Below are 16,058 nucleotides of genomic sequence, written 5' to 3'. Positions count from 1 at the left end.
GCCACCGCGGAATCGATTAGGAGGAGGGCGTCACGACAGACTTCTCCCATGACGCTGCTGCGCTCGTTGCTCCTGTTCGCCGTCGCGGCCGTTGCCGAGATCGGCGGCGCGTGGCTGATCTGGCAGGGCGTGCGTGAGCACCGCGGCGTGCTGTGGATCGGTGCCGGCGTCGTCGCCCTCGGTGCCTACGGGTTCGTCGCGACACTGCAGCCGGACGCGAACTTCGGGCGCATCCTGGCTGCGTACGGCGGGATCTTCGTCGCCGGGTCGCTGGCCTGGGGTATGGCCGTCGACAAGTTCCAGCCCGACCGCTGGGACGTCATCGGCGCCGGCATCTGCCTGCTCGGCGTCGCCGTCATCATGTACGCGCCGCGCAGCTGACCGCGGGCCGAGCCGCCGCCGCGGCTCAGCCGACCTGCGCGACGAAGGCGAGGATCGCGGACGCGAGCGCCTCGGGCGCCTCCTGCGCGACGAGGTGGCCGACGCCCTCGATGTGGACGGCGGTGACCTCGCCGACGCTCACCTGGCGGAACGTGTTCTCGGTGAACGGGTGGTTGACGCCGTCGACGGTGAGCACCGGGACGGCGATCGGCCGGGACTCCGCCAGGGCGCGGGTCGCACCGTCGTCGGTGAAGATCGAGCGGTAGAGGCCCTCGGTGCCGCGCCAGGCGCCCGGGCGCGAGTAGGTGCGGACGAGCTCGTCGAGGTCGGTCTCGGTGACGGCCCCCGGCGTGCCGTTCATCATCGGGTAGGCCCAGTCGGCCAGGAGCTCGCGCTCGTGGCCCGGGAGCAGCATGGACGCGATGCCGGGGGCGCCGAGGAACCCGACGTGCCACGAGCCGGAGCCGTTCACGTCGGCGAGCATCTCGAGCCCGTACCCGGCGAGGGTCGACTCGACGGCGGTGAGGCTGAGGACGTCCTCGGGGTGGGTGGCCGCGAACCGGAAGCCCAGGCCGCCGCTGATGTCCTGGCACACGAGGTGGACGGGGCCGGTGCCGAGGTGCTGGACCAGGTGGTGCAGGTCCTCCGCGGCCACGAGCTCACCGCCGTCGGCGCCGTCGCTGCCGGAGTCGCCGAAGCCGCGCAGGTCGAGGGCGTGGACGCGGTGGTCCTGGGCGAGCAGGGGGATGAGCGTGCGGAACGCCCACCACGTCTCCGGCCACCCGTGCACCAGGAGGATCGGCGAGCCGGTGGTCCCGGCGGTGACGTGGTGCAGCTGCGTGCCGTTGAGGTCGGTGAGGTGGTGGGTCACGCCGGGGACGGTCGCGCCGGCGGGGGTGATGACGGGCATGGGAGGCTCCTCAATAGACAACCTAGTTGTCAATCACAGTAGACAGCCAGGTTGTCGACGTCAAGCCGCGGGCTAGGCTCGCCGCATGTCCCGATCGGGCGCCGACCTGGCGCTGCTCCTGCTCGCCGGATTCCGCACCCTGGCGGACCAGGCCGGGGCCGAGCTGGCAGAGCGTGGCTACGAGGACGTCCGGCCCGTGCACGACTTCGCCCTCCGCTCGATCCTGAGCGGCGCGGACAGCGCCTCCGCGCTCGGACGCGCGATGTCGGTCACCAAGCAGGCGGCGGCCAAGACCATCGCGGTCCTCGAGGCGCGCGGCTACGTCGCACGTGAGCCCGACCCCGCCGACCGGCGCCGGATCGGCCTGCGCGTCACCGAGCGCGGGCTGACCCTGCTGCAGGAGGGCGAGGCGGTCTTCGCCGAGCTGCGCGAGCAGTGGGAGACGCAGGCGGGGCGTGCCGCCGTCGCGGCGCTCGAGGACACCCTCCGGCAGTTCGTCGGGGACGACGCGATCCGCGTCGACCAGCCCGGCTGGAACGCCCGCGACCCCGACGCGTAGGCGCCGGGCTCCCGGTCAGGGCGCGGACGGCTCCTGGGCGCTCGGTCCTGCCGGGCCGAGCGTGGTGCCCGCCGGCACGGTCCCCGGCGCACCCTGCGGGCCGAGCGTCGCAGCGCCGACGACGGCGACGCCCCCCTCGAAGGTCCACTCCCCCCGGACGGTGAGCGACGTCGCGTCCCGCAGCGAGGGAGGGCCCCCGGGGAACCGGTCGTCGAACCTCGCGACGGTCGTGTAGTGCTCCCGGTCGAGGTCGACGAGCGGCGCCGGCTCCACGACGGGCCGCAGCGTGGCGTCCTCACCGAGGCGGTAGGCGTCGGAGCGGACGAGCAGGAGGTCGTTCGTCGTCTTCACGGGCAGGAACCGCTCCCGCCCGACGACGATCGCCGTGGCGCCGTCGAAGACCTCGATGGCGGCACCCATGGCCGTCTCGATCTGGACGACCTCGGGCGACGACGGGTCGGTCGGGTCGACGGTCTTCACGTTCCGGATCAGCGGCAGCCCGAGGACCGGCCCGCGCGCGGCGAGCGCGGCAGCCAGCTGCTCGAGGTCGAACCACAGGTTGTTGGTGTGGAAGAACGGGTGGCGGTGCTCGTGGGTGAAGAAGTCCATGTCCTCCGGTGCGGTCTGCGCGGTGTCACGCAGGATCAGCCGGTGGTCGCTCGTGCGGATCGCGAGGTGCCCGCCCTTGCGGTCGGCGGCGGTCCGTCGGCACAGCTCGGCTGCGTACGGCGCCCCCGAGCCGGCGAACCACCCGGCGATCGTCGGGCTCGGCGCCGCACCCAGGTTGTCGGAGTTCGAGACGTTGGCGTAGCGGTAGCCCGCGTCGAGGAGCCGGTCCAGCGTCCCGGAGGTCAGCAGGGCGGTGTAGAGGTCGCCGTGGCCCGGGGGGCACCACTCCAGCGAGGGGTCCGCGGGCCAGCTGACCGGACTGAGGTCCGCGGTGAGCAGCTTCGGCTCCTGGTGCTGCAGGAAGGTCAGGGGGACCCCGTCGACCTCGACGCCCTCGTGCCGGGCCAGGGCGGCGCGCGTGTCGGCGTCGGTGCGGAAGGAGTTCATGAACGTCAGCGGCAGCCGCACGTCGTACGACGACCTGACGTGCTGCACCTGCGCCACGATGAGGTCGAGGAAGGTGCGTCCGTCGCGGACGGGGAGGAGCGACTTGGCGCGGTCCATCCCCATGGACGTCCCGAGCCCGCCGTTGAGCTTGAGGATCGCCGTCCGCGCGAGCGCCTGCTGCGCTGTGCGGCGGTCGACGGTCACGTCGGACAGGTGGGGCGGGTCGAGGAGCGGGGCGATGGTGTCCTCGCGGATCACGCCCGTGGCCCCGGCGCGGAGCCGACCGACGTAGTGGGTGAAGACCTCGATCGCGGCGTCGGCGACGCCCGCCGCCCGCATCTTGGCCTGTGCCTGGCTCAGTGCCGTGTCCGTCATGACTCGTCGCTCCTTCTCGGGACGCGTGCGCCGCCGGGGCCGGCGTGGGCGAGGAGGAAGGCCGGCTCGGCGAGGCCCCGGACGGCGAACGCCTCCTGCACCGCGAGCGACACCGCGGGGACGGTCCCGGCCTCGACCAGGGCGATCGCCGATCCGCCGAAGCCGCCACCGGTCATCCGGGCACCCAGCGCACCGGCCGACCGGGCGGCCTCGACCGCGACGTCGAGCTCGACGCACGTGACCTCGTAGTCGGTGCGCAGCGACGCGTGCGAGGCGTCCAGCAGCGGGCCGACGTCCCGGAGGCGACCGTCGCGGACGAGCCCGGTGCACACCTCGACCCGGGCGATCTCGGTGACGACGTGCCGGACCCGACGGCGCATCACCGCGTCCGGCAGCTGCGCGAGCGCAGCGTCGAGGTCGGTGACCTCGCGCAGGGTGCCGACCCCCAGGAGCGCCGCCGCCTGCTCGCAGGTCGCCCGACGCTCGGCGTACTGGCCGTCGTCGAGCGAGTGCGGGGCCCGCGTGTCGATCACCAGCAGCTCGAGACCGCTCGTCGTGAGGTCGAGGGGGACCTGCTGGGCGCTGCCGTCGCGGAAGTCGAGCAGCAGGGCGTGGTCGGCCTGCGCGCGCAGCGACACGGACTGGTCCATGCCGCCGGTGTTCGCACCCGCGACCTGCGCCTCGGTCCGGATGCACGCGTCCGCGAGGGCGCGTCGTCCCGCGTCGTCGGCGCCGAGGCCCAGCCCGAACGTCTCGTCGAGGGCCAGGGCGACGGCGCACTCGACCGCGGCGGACGACGACAGGCCCGCACCGAGCGGCACGCACGACACGATGGCGGCGTCGAAGCCGCCCACCGGGTGCCCGGCCTGCGCCAGCGCCCACGCCGGCCCGCCGGCGTAGGCGACCCACCCCCGGACCCCGCCCGGTGCGATCTGCGCCAGGGCGCCCGACCACACGTCGTGCGGCGCGAGGTCGGAGACCAGGCGGACCTGCTGGTCGTCGCGGCGGGTCATCGCGACGAACGTCCGGTGCGGCAGCGCGACGGGCAGGCACGGTCCGCCGTTGTAGTCCACGTGCTCACCGATGATGTTGACCCGCCCGGGTGCGGCCCACACCCCGTCGGGACGCCCCCCGAACGTCGCGGCCCACAGCGCGGCAGCGCGCTGCGTGCCCTCCTCGTCCGACCATGCCGGGATCAGGGTGACGCTCACGGGTGCTCGCTCCTCGCTCTTCTCGGTCGGTGCCGTCGCCGCGGCACCCTCAGGGTGCGCGCAGGACGAAGTCCTGGATGGCGACGACGGCGGCGCCGCGCGCCCACTGCGTGAAGTCTCCAGGTCGTGTCACGAGGTCGAGCGGTGACGCGCGGGGGTCGCGGTCGCGAGCGATGGCGAGCCGCAGCGCGGCGGGCTGGGCGTCGACGAGCGCCACCCCCTCGCCGGTCACCACGATGCGTTCGGGCATGGTCAGGTTCGCCACGGCGGCGACGAGGCGGCCGAGTGCGGTCACGGCCTCCCGCACGAGCCGTCGAGCCACGGGCTGCGAGTCCCGGGCGAGCGCGAGGAGCTCGGTGAAGTCGACCGGGCGACCGAGGGCGACGCCGGCCTGCGCGGTGAGGGACGGGATGGTCAGCATCGCCGTGGCGCAGCCGCGGTGCCCGTCGAAGCAGACGGCGCCGTTGGGGTCGAGCGGGTAGTGGCCGACGAGGCCGAGGCCCATGTCACGGTGCGTCACCTGCCGGCCGTGCTGGACGAGCCCGTAGCCGACGCCGGCGCCGACGGTGATGACGGCGAGGCTGTCGAGCCCGCGACCGGCACCGAACCAGTGCTCGGCTGCGGTGAGCGCGGCGACGTCGTTCTCGAGGACCGTCGGCAGGCCGGTCGCCTGCTCCACCTGCTGGGCGAAGGCCACGTCGTCCCAGCCGAGGAACGGTGCCCGGTGCACCGAGCGGTGGTCGGGGGAGTGGCCCCCGAGCGCGACGCCGAGACCGGTGACGTCCGCCTCCCCGGCCAGCTCGTGCGTGAGCGCGGCGACCACGTCGACGACGTGCCCCGGGTCGTGGTCGACGAGGGCGGCGCTCGCGTCGGCGAGGACGTTGCCGCGCAGGTCGACCAGCACGGCGTGGGCGGCGTCGCCCGTGACCTTGACGCCGGCGAACTGGTGGGTGGCGGGCACGACGTCGAGCGGCCGTGCGGGACGCCCCGTCGCCGGATCGCGTGCGGGCTCCGTCTCGACGAGCGTGCCGCCCTCGATCAGGGGCTTGGTCAGGCGCGAGAGGCTGGCCTGCGACAGGTTCAGGCGGCGTGCGAGCTCGGTGCGCGAGAGCGGGCCGCGCAGCAGCACCTCGAGCGCGACGTCCCGGGTGGAACCGCCGGAGGGTGCCCACGAGGCGACGTCCGTCATCCTCCTCCTTCGCACCGGCCGGCGCGACCATCCTGCCGCACACGGATAGGGCGACGATACATCTGCCACGGAAGCGTGCGCCTCCCTCATGCGCGAAAGATGTGGCGCAGGTCTCGACTTGACGTCCTGGAACTTTCGGCGTGACACTGAATATCACCCGTTCAGTCGAATCAGGGGGTCTCGTGACGACGTCGTCCGCCGACCTGCTGCACCTGCGGTCCGCCGGTGTCAGCCTGGTGCTGGATGTCGCGGGCGACCGCCTGCCACGCGTCCTGCACTGGGGTGCCGACCTCGGTGACGTGCCGGACGGCGAGCTCCGCCGGCTCCGGACGGCGAGCGTGCCGCCGCCGGCGCCGGGCTCCACCGACGCGCCCGTGCCGGTCTCGCTCCTCCCCGAGCAGTCGCTGGGGTGGCTCGGCACACCCGGCGTCACCGGGCACCGCGAGGGCGCCGACTTCTCGGTCGCGTTCACCTCCACCGGCACGGCGCACGAGCACCGGCCCCGCCCCGGCGTCGAGGACGGCGTGCGCGTGACCGCGCGCGACGACGTCGCGGACCTGGACCTCGACCTCGAGCTCGAGCTCCTCGCCGGTGGCCTGCTGCGCACCCGCGCCGCGCTGACGAGCACCGGGCCCGGGACGTACACGCTGGGGTCGCTCGACGTGATGCTCCCCGTCCCGTCCGAGGCGCAGGAGGTGCTCGACTTCACCGGCCGGCACCTGAGGGAGCGCTCGCCGCAGCGGGCGCCGTTCGACGTCGGCACCCGGCTGCGCGAGAGCCGTCGCGGGCGGGCGCACGACGCGACGGTCCTGCTGCTCGCGGGACGGTCCGGCTTCGGGTACCGCACCGGCGAGGTGTGGGGCGTGCACGTGGGGTGGTCCGGCAACACGCGCACCCTCGCCGAGCGGACGGCGTCGGGCGTGCGTCTGCTGGGCGCCGGGGAGCTGCTGCTCATGGGGGAGGTGCGCCTCGCGCACGGCCAGACGTACACGAGCCCGTGGGTCTACGCGTCCTACGGCGCGGGCCTCGACGAGCTCGCCGGTCGGTTCCACACGCACCTGCGCGCCCGGCCGCAGCACCCGCGCACCCCGCGGCCGGTGATCCTCAACGTGTGGGAGGCGGTGTACTTCGACCACGACCACGACCGGCTCGCGGGGCTGGCGGACCGGGCCGCCGCGATCGGGGTCGAGCGGTACGTGCTCGACGACGGCTGGTTCCGCGGTCGCCGGGACGACTCCGCCGGCCTGGGTGACTGGTACGTCGACGAGGACGTCTGGCCCGACGGGCTCGGCCCGCTCGTGGACCACGTGCGGCGCCTCGGGATGCAGTTCGGGCTGTGGTTCGAGCCCGAGATGGTGAACCCGGACTCCGACCTCGCGCGCGCGCACCCCGAGTGGCTGCTGCAGACCGGGGGCCGCCTCGGGCCGCCCGCTCGCCGCCAGCAGGTCCTCAACCTGGCGCACCCGGAGGCGTACGCGCACGTCCTGGAGCGGATCGACGCGATCCTGTCCGCGCACCCGATCGACTACGTGAAGTGGGACCACAACCGCGACCTGATCGACGCGGGCCTGTGGCCGACCGGCCGGGCGGGGGTGCACGAGCAGACCCTGGCGACCTACCGGCTGATGGACGAGCTGCGCGCCCGGCACCCGGGGCTGGAGATCGAGTCGTGCGCGGGGGGCGGCGGGCGCACCGACCTGGGGATCATGGAACGCGCCGAGCGGGTGTGGGCCTCGGACACCATCGACGCGCTCGAGCGGCAGGGCATCGAGGCCGGGATCGGGCTGCTCCTGCCACCGGAGATGGTGGGCTCGCACATCGGGGCGCCGACGGCGCACACGACCGGGCGCACGCACGTGCTCGGGTTCCGTGCGGGCACCGCGTTCTTCTCCCACCTCGGGATCGAGTGGGACCTGACGTCCGCGTCCGACGCCGACCTCGCCGCGCTGGCGACGTGGATCGCCGCGCACCAGGAGCACCGCGCGCTGCTGCACGGCGGCACGGTCGTGCACGCGGACACCCCCGACCCGTCGCTGTGGGTGCACGGCGTCGTCGCGCCGGACCGCGCGGAGGCGATCTACGCGGTCGTCACCCTCGGTACGTCGGTCACGAGCCCGCCCGGGCGGCTGCGGCTGCCCGGGCTCGACCCCGACACCACCTACGACCTGCGGCCGCTGCCCCCGGGGCACGCGGCGGCGCGCGGCGACGCGATCTACCCCGTCCCGTGGTGGGCGGACGGCACGCGGCTGAGCGGCCGCACCCTCGCGGCGGTCGGGGTCCAGGCCCCGTCGCTCCTCCCCGAGCGCCTCGTGCTGCTGCACGCGCGCCGGGCACCCAGCGGTCCCTCGGCCGACTGAGCTCGCCACCTCCTCCTCGAAGGGCATCAGTCATGGCACCACCCCGCACCGTCGCGAGGCTGCTCGTCGCCGGGCTCGCCGCCTCCACGCTCGTCGCCTGCTCAGGCGGCGACGGCCGCACGACGCTCACCTTCTTCCAGTTCAAGCCCGAGGCCGTCGAGTACTTCGAGCAGCGCGCCGCGCAGTTCGAGGCGGAGAACCCGGACATCGACATCGTCGTCGACAACGTCCCCGACCCGGAGACCGCCCTGCGCGCACGCCTGGTCAAGGACGACGTGCCCGACGTGCTGACGCTCAACGGCAACGGGACGTTCGGGGAGCTCGCCTCGGCGGGGATCTTCGTGGACTACGCCGGGGACCCGGTCCTGGAGGACCTCAACGAGGGCTACGTGAAGATCCTGCAGGACCTCGGCGCGAGCGACGAGGGTGCGGTCAACGGCATCCCGTTCGCCGCGAACGCGAGCGGGGTGCTGTACAACGTCGAGCTCTTCGAGCAGCACGGGGTCGAGATCCCGCAGACCTGGGACGAGCTGATCGGCGCGGCGCAGACCTTCCAGGCGGCGGACGTCACCCCGTTCTACGCGATGCTCGGCGACGCCTGGACGGCCCAGGCGCCGCTCGCGCCGCTCACCGCCCAGACGGCACCCGACGGCTTCTTCGAGGCCCGGTTCGCCGGTGAGGCGACCTTCGCCGAGGGGTGGCGCGAGGCCGCCGAGAAGGAGCTCGAGCTCTTCGAGTACACGCAGCCGAACCCCGCCGGCTTCGGCTACCAGGAGGGCACCGTCGCGTTCGCCGCCGGGGAGTCGGCGATGCTCCTGCTGGGCAGCTACGCGGTCCCGCAGATCCGCAGCTTCGAGCCGGACTTCACCGTCGGCAGCTTCGCGCTGCCCGCGACCGACGACCCGGCGGACACCCGCCTCGTCTCGGGGGTCGACGTGCTCGTCACCGCCGGCGCGGGCGGCGCGCACCCGGAGGAGTCACGCCGGTTCATCGACTTCCTCCTGGAGCCCGACGCCGTCCAGGACTACGCCGAGCAGCAGGTCGCGATCCCCGCGCTCGCGGGCGCGACCAACCCCGACCCCGCGCTCGCGGGGATCCAGCCCTACATCCGGCAGGAGCGTCTCGTGGGCTTCGACGACCACCAGTTCATCCCCGCGATCCCGCTGGGGCCGCTGCTCCAGCGGCTCCTCATCGACAAGGACGCCGACGCCTTCCTCGACGGGCTCGACGACTCGTGGGACCGGGTCGCGCAGCGCCGCACCTGGGGGCTGGGGGCGGTGAGCTCCTGATGGCCACGACCGCACCCCGCACCGCGGGCACCCGGACCCCGTCGGCGCCACCGCCCGGCATCCGCCCCGACAGGACACGCCTGCCGCGCGCGTTCTACTGGATGGTCCTGCCGGCCGTCGTGCTGTTCCTCGTCTTCCACACCATCCCGGTGCTGCAGGGCGTCTTCTTCAGCTTCACGGACTCCCCGGGCTACGGCGAGTGGAGCTTCGTCGGTGTCGACAACTACGTCGCCCTGTTCACCGACCCGCGCGTCATCGCCGCGTACGGGTTCACGTTCCGGTTCGCGTTCCTCGCGACGATCCTGGTCAACGCGTTCGCGCTCGCGGTCGCGATCGGGCTCAACGCGCGGATCAAGTTCAAGAACACGCTCCGCGGGATCTACTTCATCCCCAACGTGCTCTCGGTCCTCGTGATCGGGTACGTCTTCCAGTACCTGTTCTCCGGTGCCGTGCCCACCATCGCGACCGCGCTCGGGATCGACCGGCTCTCGACGTCGATCCTCGCGGACCCGCAGCTCGCCTGGGTGGGGATCCTGATCCTGGCCGTGTGGCAGGCCACGGCGTTCAACATCATCATCTACCTCGCCGGTCTCCAGACCGTCCCGGTGGAGCTCTACGAGGCGTCCTCGCTCGACGGCGCGTCGTCGTGGCGGCAGTTCCGCAGCATCACGTTCCCGATGATCGCCGGCTTCTTCACGATCAACATGGTGCTCGCGCTCAAGACCTTCCTGCAGGTCTTCGACCACATCATCGCCCTGACCAACGGCGGGCCGGGCACGTCCACGGAGTCCGTGGGCGTCCTGATCTACCGCGGCGGGTTCCAGGGCGGGGAGTACGGCTACCAGCTCGCCAACGCGGTCGTCTTCATGATCGTCATCATCGCCTTCGCGGCCTTCCAGCTCCGTGTCCTGCAGCGCAGAGAGGTGTCAGCCTGATGAGCACCACACCCGTCAGCGGTGCGAACACGATGGCCGCACCCCCCCGACCCGCGCGCGGCTCCGACCCCGACGGCCCGGACCTGCCCGGCCGGCCGGGCGGACGCGACCGCCCGCGCCGGAGCCCGAGCGAGGGCCACCGCATCAACTGGTGGCTCACCGCGCTGCTCGTCGCCCTGAGCCTGACGATCTTCGTCCCGCTGTACTTCACGGTCGTCACCGCGCTCAAGACCCAGGACCAGCTCGGTGGCACCGGGTTCGCCTTCCCGACCGAGTTCGCGTGGGGCAACTTCGCCGAGGCGTGGCGGCTCACCGACTTCTCCCGGACCGCCCTGAACAGCACCCTCATCACGGTCGGAGCGGTGGCCCTGACGCTGCTGACGAACTCGATGGTCGCGTACGCGATCGCCCGGAACATGCACCGCCGGCTGTTCAAGGGCCTGTTCTTCTACTTCATCTCGGCGCTCTTCATCCCGTTCCCGATCCTCATGCTGCCCGTCGCCAAGCAGACGGCGCTGCTGGGCCTCGACAACCAGGTCGGGCTGATCCTGCTGTACGTGGTGTACGGCCTGTCGTTCAACATCTTCATCTTCACCGCGTACATCAACTCCATCCCGCGGGAGCTCGAGGAAGCGGCGATCGTCGACGGTGCGTCCACGTGGACGGTGTTCTGGCGGATCATCTTCCCCCTGCTGTCCCCGATGAACGCGACCGTCGGGATCCTCACGTGCCTGTGGGTGTGGAACGACTTCCTGCTCCCGCTGATCATCGTGTCCGACCCGCGCGGGGCGACGCTGCCCCTCGTGCAGTACGTGTTCCAGGCGCAGTTCACGACGAACTACACCGTGGCCTTCGCGTCCTACCTCATGGCGATGGCGCCCCTGCTGATCGTCTACGTGATCGCGCAGCGCTGGGTCATCTCCGGCGTCACCCGGGGCGCGATCAAGTGACAGGTGCCCCCGCACCCAGCGGCGTCCCGGCCGGGGGCGTCACGACCCGGAAGGGGATCGTCCGCAATGGGCTCTACAGTGCCGCGCATGCCACAGATCGCAGGGGACTGGCGGGTCGTCGACGGGGTGGCGACGGCGTGGTTCGACGCGCCGTCGCTGGTCGAGGGGGCGGCGTCGGCCGGGCGCATCACCGCCCTGGCGGCCGACATCGCGGTCGACCTGCGCGCGACCGGGATCCGGGTGCGCCTCGACTCCGACGAGCACGCCGAGGCGGTGTCGGCGGCCGTACGCGATCTCGGCCTGGTCGCGGACCCTGCCGTGCTGCAGCACCTGAGCGTCGTGGTCGAGTCCACGCGCCCGTCGCAGGTGCTGCCGTTCTGGCAGCAGGTGCTCGACTACGTGCCCGGCGAGGGCCGCGGCCTGGTCGATCCGTCGCGGCGCGACCCCGCGCTACGGATCCGGGAGTCGACCGAGCAGCGGCCGCTGCGCAACCGCATCCACCTCGACGTTGTGCGGCCGGCCGCGGCGGTCGAGCAGGCGCGTCCTGGTGAGGCGTCGGGACCGTACGGGGTCTGTCACGCCGACCCCGACGGCAACGAGGTCGACCTGGTGCCGGGCGCGGCGCTGGGCGAGGGGGTCGGGGTCGACGACTGGCAGGCGGTGTTCAGCGCGATGGCCTGCTACCGCACCACCGCGCCCACGCAGCAGCGTGACCTGGCCGCCGCGGCAGCGGCGCTGGCCGACGACGCCGGCTTCCCGCTGCTGGTCGACCTGCGCCCCGGTCTCGTGGTCCTGGACAGCGGCAAGGACCAGTGGGAGGACGAGGCCCACGGCCTCGGGGTCGACTTCACCGACCTCGCCGCGCGGCTCCAGACCGCTGCCCGCGACCTCGGGGCCACCGCGGACCCGGGGCGGTCGCGCTTCGTCCAGCTCTTCCTCGACGCCGCCGACGTCGACGCGGTCCGCGCGTTCTGGCTCGCCGCGCTGGGCTACACACCCGACCGGCGGGCCGGCGTCAGCGACATCCTCGATCCGCGGCGCCTGAACCCGGTGCTGGTCTTCCAGGAGCTCGACGCCTCGCAGACGCAGCGGCGCCGGCAGCGCAACCGCATCCACGTCGAGCTCGCCGTGCCGTCGGACGTCGCGCGGACACGCCTCGACACGGCCCTGGCGGCCGGTGGCCGGCTCCTCGACGCGTCGGAGGACCGCTGGCGGGTCGCCGATCCCGAGGGCAACGAGCTGGTGATCGTCCGCGCGGGTTGACCGCGCCCCTTGACAGCTCCCGCGCCACGCCCACTAGGTTCGACGGCATCGCGGCAGAGAACGTTTGCCATCCTGATCCCCGGCGCATCGGCGCGCCGGGGGAAGCCCTGGAGGGGATCCCATGTCGGGTTCACGACCGGACGTCACCACCACCGGGGGAGCACGCTCCCCCCGCGACGCCGGCCGGGTGAGGAGGGCGACCCGGCCCGCCCTCGCCACGCTGCTCGCGGCACTGATGACGCTCGCCGCGACGGGGCCCGGCCACCCGGCGGTCGCGGCCACCGTGCCGGTGCTCCCGCCCAGCGGGCAGACGTTCGAGCACTACCCGCCCATGAAGGACGCCTACGAGGACTACTTCTCCTTCGGCATCTTCGGCGCCGGGGAGGTCGACGGCCTGATCTACAACTACGCGTCGTACACCCCGGGCAACGAGATGAAGCCCGAGAGCACCCAGCGGGACAAGGGCGTGTTCACGTTCGACCCGGCGGAGGCGGCCATCGCGCGGTACACGACGCGCAACCCCGACCTCGACCTCTACGGCCACACCCTGGCGTGGCACTCCCAGACGCCCACGTGGATGTGGGACGCGTCCCCGGCCCGGTTCGACCAGCCGGGCACGTTCGACCGCGCCGTCGCGCTCGACAACCTCGAGACCCACATCGAGGCCGTGCTCGGACACTTCGGCAGCCGTCTGGTGGCGGTCGACGTGGTGAACGAGGCGGTCGGCACCGCGAACCCCGCCGACTGGCGGGCCTCGCTCGCCAAGGGTGAGGGCTGGTACCAGGCGCTCGGCGCCGAGTGGGTCGAGCTCGCGTTCCTCAAGGCGGCCGAGGTGGTCGACGCCAACGGCTGGGACGTCAAGCTCACGTACAACGACTTCGGGCTGGACTCCCCGGCGAAGGCCCGCGTGGTCTACGAGATGGTCAAGGACATCAACGAGCGCCACGCGGACCTGCGCCCGGACGGCAAGCCGCTGATCGAGGTGATCGGCATGCAGGGCCACTACAACCTGGCGACCGACGTCGCGGCCGTCGAGGCCAACATCGCGCTCTTCGCGTCGTTGGGGAACGTCGAGATCAACGTCACGGAGATGGACATCGCCCTGCCGCCCGGCGAGCTGACGCCGGAGAACGAGAACAACCAGGGCATGAAGTACGCCGAGCTGTTCTCGATCTACCGCGACTACGCCGCCGGCCCGGCCAACACGACGGGCAACCCGCAGGTGATCACCGCCGTGAAGCTGGCGGGCGTCCGGGACGTCGTCACCGGCTGGAAGGGCGGGGAGTTCGCCATGCCGTACGACTACGACGGCAACGCGAAGCTCGCGCTCCTGGGCATCCTGTACCCGACCGAGTTCCTCGCCACCCACGAGTACATCGACACCTCGGGCGGCGAGGAGCGCCCGCCGGTCCCGGGCGTCCACGTCTTCGACACCTCGGAAGGCGACTCCTGGAGCGGCGCCAACATCGTCCTCGGCGACGACGCGTCCGTGTGGCCGTGGTCGACGACCGACGACGGCGAGGTCGTGCTGCGACCCGAGCCCGGCGCGACGTACCGCGTGACGGTGAACTACACCGCCAAGGGGACGACGGCGATCCGCGTCCGCTGGCTGCGGGACAACACCAACGGCGGCTACACCAGCGCCGACGGCGCGGCGATCAACACCCACCAGTACTCCGCCGGCCAGGTCGCCACGCACATCCCCGCGTACTTCAACAGCGGCATGGTCAACATGGGCAGCTACGACCTGGTCACCGAGATCACGCTCGACGGGACGCAGCCCGCCGACGGGCTCATCGGCAACATCGGGATCCGCGGCGGTGCGGGGGGCAACGCGTTCTCGATCAACGCGATCACCGTGGCGGAGGTCTCCGCCACGGGCGCCGAGGTCCTCGTGACGTGGCCCGGTGAGGTCCCGCCCCCGGCGACCGCCCCGTCGGCACCGACGACCGTGCAGGCCACCGCCGGCTCCGGTACCGCGACGGTGGCGTGGACGGCGCCCGCCGAGGACGGCGGCAGCCCGGTCACCGGGTCGACCGTCACCGCGTCACCGGGCGGCGCGACGTGCACGACCGACGGGACGTCGTGCGTCGTCCCCGGCCTGACGAACGGACGGGCGTACACCTTCACGGTCGTCGCGACGAACGCCGCGGGCGACTCGGAGCCCTCCGCACCCTCGGCCCCGGTGACCCCGTCGGCGCCGCCCGGGACGCCGCGCGCGGTCGCCCTCGGCGTGTCGGCGGAGGCGCGGTGCGTCGCCGGGCGGCCGCAGCTCACCGTGCACGTGCGCAACGCCGAGCGCGTGCCGATCCTCGTCGTCGCGACGACCCCGTGGCGGTCGACCGCGGCACGGGTCCTGCTGCCCGGGGCGTCGTTCGACCGGACGTGGACCGCACCGGCGGCGAGCCTGGCCGCCGGGCACGTGAGCGTCACGGGCGTCACCGTCGTCGGCTGGCAGCTCGCCCGCTCGACGTACGAGGCCGGGCACACGGGCGCCACCTGCGGCTGAGCGGGCGCGGACGCCGGTCGACGCACGGTCGGCGAGAGTGTGAGGAGCTGTTGCCGGGATGCGGCAGCAGCTCCTCACACTCCGACCTTCCGTCGGCGCGGCCGGCGGGGGCGGCGTGGACGGCCGTGCGGCGGGGTTGCTCGGGACCGTGCCGCTCCCGAGGCTATTGACGCTAGCCTTCAAGGGGGTGTTACCTAGCCGCATGGACACTCGAGAGCAAGGGAGCTCACCCGTCCGGAGCGCCCCGGTCGTGGCCCGTGCCTAGGGCAGGACTGAACCGCGACCGTGTCGCGGGCGAAGCGGCCGTGCTGGCCGACGAGGTCGGTCTCGGCAAGCTCACGCTGGCCGCCCTCGCGGTCCGGCTGGGGGTGCGGCAGCCCTCGCTGTACAAGCACATCGACTCGCTGGGCGGCCTGCGCCGCGACATCGCCGTCCGCGCGAAGCGCGACCTGGGAGAGGTGCTCGCCCGCGCCTCGGTGGGACGCTCGGGCGCCGACGCCATCTCCGCGATGTCGCACGCCTACCGGTCCTGGGCGCTGCAGCACCCGGCCCGGTACGAGGCGTCCAACCTGATGCCCGCCCCGGGCGACGTCGAGGACGAGGCCGTCTCGCTCGCGGCGATCCGCGTGATCGCCGACGTCCTGACCGCCTACCAGCTCGAGGGCGACGACGCGGTCGACGCGATCCGCGCCTTCCGCTCGACCCTGCACGGGTTCATCTCCTACGAGACCGCGGGCGCGTTCGCCTGGAGCGCCGACGTCGACCGGAGCTTCGACCGCCTCGTCCGCGGGTTCGTCGTCGCCCTCACCCGGTGGACCGACGAGACCACCCCCGCGCAGGGCTGACGGTCAGCGCGGCGGACGTCGCGCCCGCGACGAACGTGCCGACGGCGACCACCGGATCACCACACGTCCGCCACCTCCTGGTCGTCCGGCGCCCGTTGACTCTCATCCGAGGCGTCCGTAATGTCGTATTCAACGAGCGTTGAACAGCTCGGGTCCCGACCGGGAACCATCGATCGCCGGCCGCCTCCGAGCAACAACGCTCGCCCCGTCAGTTCCGGGGTGGCGCTCG

At 72.9% G+C, this 16,058-nt stretch carries 13 protein-coding genes; 9 read left to right on the top strand and 4 right to left on the bottom strand.

Annotated elements, in window-relative coordinates:
• Positions 1–48: 48 nt before the first annotated feature.
• The gene (locus tag OKX07_RS19970) at positions 49–381 is read left to right on the top strand and encodes a YnfA family protein (RefSeq protein ID WP_265629749.1); all 333 of its coding nucleotides are present in this window, start codon (positions 49–51) and stop codon (positions 379–381) included.
• Positions 382–406: 25 nt separating this feature from the next.
• On the opposite strand, the gene OKX07_RS19965 is transcribed toward OKX07_RS19970, so the two are convergent.
• Entirely contained in the window at positions 407–1,291 is an 885-nt protein-coding gene (locus tag OKX07_RS19965) for an alpha/beta fold hydrolase (protein WP_265629748.1), read from the bottom strand.
• Between the two features lie 85 nt (positions 1,292–1,376).
• Here OKX07_RS19965 and OKX07_RS19960 point away from each other — a divergent pair, with 85 nt between their 5' ends.
• Positions 1,377–1,850, top strand: coding sequence for a MarR family winged helix-turn-helix transcriptional regulator (locus OKX07_RS19960; RefSeq protein ID WP_265629747.1), 474 nt, complete (start codon positions 1,377–1,379; stop codon positions 1,848–1,850).
• 15 nt (positions 1,851–1,865) lie between these two features.
• On the opposite strand, the gene OKX07_RS19955 is transcribed toward OKX07_RS19960, so the two are convergent.
• Genes OKX07_RS19955 through OKX07_RS19945 form a run of 3 tightly spaced genes read right to left on the bottom strand, consistent with a single transcriptional unit; the run spans position 1,866 to position 5,681 of the window.
• Positions 1,866–3,281: a UTP--glucose-1-phosphate uridylyltransferase gene (locus OKX07_RS19955; RefSeq protein WP_265629746.1), complete on the bottom strand. Its 1,416-nt coding sequence runs from the start codon at positions 3,279–3,281 to the stop codon at positions 1,866–1,868.
• Positions 3,278–4,492 carry a galactokinase gene (gene galK, locus OKX07_RS19950; RefSeq protein WP_265629745.1) on the bottom strand — a complete coding sequence of 405 codons (1,215 nt, stop codon included), beginning with the start codon at positions 4,490–4,492 and terminating at the stop codon, positions 3,278–3,280. Before galK ends, OKX07_RS19955 begins: the two co-directional genes overlap by 4 nt.
• A 49-nt stretch (positions 4,493–4,541) precedes the next feature.
• Positions 4,542–5,681 (bottom strand): ROK family transcriptional regulator, encoded by a 1,140-nt coding sequence (locus OKX07_RS19945; RefSeq protein ID WP_265629744.1) that lies wholly within the window; start codon positions 5,679–5,681, stop codon positions 4,542–4,544.
• Between the two features lie 182 nt (positions 5,682–5,863).
• On the opposite strand from OKX07_RS19945, the gene OKX07_RS19940 reads away from it, so the two are divergent.
• The 7 genes from OKX07_RS19940 (at position 5,864) to OKX07_RS19910 (ending at position 15,829) form a co-directional block, all read left to right on the top strand.
• Entirely contained in the window at positions 5,864–8,038 is a 2,175-nt protein-coding gene (locus OKX07_RS19940) for an alpha-galactosidase (protein ID WP_265629743.1), read from the top strand.
• A gap of 32 nt (positions 8,039–8,070) precedes the next feature.
• Entirely contained in the window at positions 8,071–9,327 is a 1,257-nt protein-coding gene (locus OKX07_RS19935; protein WP_265629742.1) for an ABC transporter substrate-binding protein, read from the top strand.
• Positions 9,327–10,262 (top strand): sugar ABC transporter permease, encoded by a 936-nt coding sequence (locus OKX07_RS19930; protein ID WP_322746804.1) that lies wholly within the window; start codon positions 9,327–9,329, stop codon positions 10,260–10,262. The genes OKX07_RS19935 and OKX07_RS19930 overlap by 1 nt, the downstream gene beginning before the upstream one ends.
• A complete protein-coding gene (locus OKX07_RS19925) occupies positions 10,262–11,212 on the top strand; it encodes a carbohydrate ABC transporter permease (RefSeq protein ID WP_265629741.1) in 951 nt (316 codons plus the stop codon). The genes OKX07_RS19930 and OKX07_RS19925 overlap by 1 nt, the downstream gene beginning before the upstream one ends.
• Positions 11,213–11,299: 87 nt before the next feature.
• A complete protein-coding gene (locus OKX07_RS19920) occupies positions 11,300–12,475 on the top strand; it encodes a VOC family protein (protein ID WP_265629740.1) in 1,176 nt (391 codons plus the stop codon).
• Positions 12,476–12,662: 187 nt separating this feature from the next.
• Complete coding sequence (locus OKX07_RS19915) at positions 12,663–14,984, top strand: endo-1,4-beta-xylanase (protein WP_265629739.1); 2,322 nt, start codon at positions 12,663–12,665, stop codon at positions 14,982–14,984.
• Positions 14,985–15,289: 305 nt separating this feature from the next.
• A complete protein-coding gene (locus OKX07_RS19910) occupies positions 15,290–15,829 on the top strand; it encodes a TetR-like C-terminal domain-containing protein (RefSeq protein WP_265629738.1) in 540 nt (179 codons plus the stop codon).
• Positions 15,830–16,058: the final 229 nt, after the last annotated feature.

The organism is Cellulomonas sp. S1-8 (genome assembly GCF_026184235.1).
GTDB lineage: Bacteria > Actinomycetota > Actinomycetes > Actinomycetales > Cellulomonadaceae > Cellulomonas.
The sequence above is the reverse complement of the archived record's forward strand: the minus strand, read 5'-3'. Positions and strand labels throughout refer to the sequence as shown.

Bases quoted from the DNA above. Each gene is read 5' to 3' on its own strand.
- OKX07_RS19970 (WP_265629749.1), top strand. From the start codon at position 49: ATGACGCTGCTGCGCTCGTTGCTCCTGTTCGCCGTCGCGGCCGTTGCC.
- OKX07_RS19965 (WP_265629748.1), bottom strand. From the start codon at position 1,291: ATGCCCGTCATCACCCCCGCCGGCGCGACCGTCCCCGGCGTGACCCAC.
- OKX07_RS19960 (WP_265629747.1), top strand. From the start codon at position 1,377: ATGTCCCGATCGGGCGCCGACCTGGCGCTGCTCCTGCTCGCCGGATTC.
- OKX07_RS19955 (WP_265629746.1), bottom strand. From the start codon at position 3,281: ATGACGGACACGGCACTGAGCCAGGCACAGGCCAAGATGCGGGCGGCG.
- OKX07_RS19945 (WP_265629744.1), bottom strand. From the start codon at position 5,681: ATGACGGACGTCGCCTCGTGGGCACCCTCCGGCGGTTCCACCCGGGAC.
- OKX07_RS19935 (WP_265629742.1), top strand. From the start codon at position 8,071: ATGGCACCACCCCGCACCGTCGCGAGGCTGCTCGTCGCCGGGCTCGCC.
- OKX07_RS19930 (WP_322746804.1), top strand. From the start codon at position 9,327: ATGGCCACGACCGCACCCCGCACCGCGGGCACCCGGACCCCGTCGGCG.
- OKX07_RS19925 (WP_265629741.1), top strand. From the start codon at position 10,262: ATGAGCACCACACCCGTCAGCGGTGCGAACACGATGGCCGCACCCCCC.
- OKX07_RS19920 (WP_265629740.1), top strand. From the start codon at position 11,300: ATGCCACAGATCGCAGGGGACTGGCGGGTCGTCGACGGGGTGGCGACG.